This window comes from Vibrio sp. 03_296, from assembly GCF_002265885.1.
Genome location: NZ_NPKW01001200.1, coordinates 1 through 477, shown reverse-complemented (window position 1 = coordinate 477; position 477 = coordinate 1). Strand labels below are relative to the sequence as shown.

Sequence of the window (477 nt, the reverse complement as noted above, 5' to 3'; positions counted from 1 at the left end):
TTGAATGAGCGAGATAGCGTTGATTTTGCCGGACTCAATTTCGAATAGTCACTAAAAGTGACATTCCCAAGAACACTTGAATGTGTTTGTTGGTGTTTGTCTTAAAGACAAACATTGAGAACTTTACAAACAACAATAAATTGTTGTTTTGTCAGCTTTCCAAATTGTTAAAGAGCAAGATTTTCTAATGAAAACCATTTTTAAAGATTCTTAGGAAAAACCCTTAAAGATGGTGGAGCTATGCGGGATCGAACCGCAGACCTCCTGCGTGCAAGGCAGGCGCTCTCCCAGCTGAGCTATAACCCCATCGTTGAGTGGTGGGTCTGAGTGGACTCGAACCACCGACCTTACGCTTATCAGGCGTACGCTCTAACCACCTGAGCTACAGACCCACTAGATGCTCTAATCTAAACCGTATCAATCTGTGTGAACACTCATCGCAATAATCATCGTATAAGGAGGTGATCCAGCGCCAGG

The 477-nt window shown here is 43.4% G+C and carries 2 tRNA genes; both read right to left on the bottom strand.

The features are described from left to right. Window positions 1–230: 230 nt before the first annotated feature. Window positions 231–306: transfer RNA gene (locus tag CIK04_RS30970), tRNA-Ala, on the bottom strand. A 9-nt stretch (window positions 307–315) separates the two neighbouring features. Continuing rightward, window positions 316–392: transfer RNA gene (locus CIK04_RS30965), tRNA-Ile, on the bottom strand. Window positions 393–477: the final 85 nt, after the last annotated feature.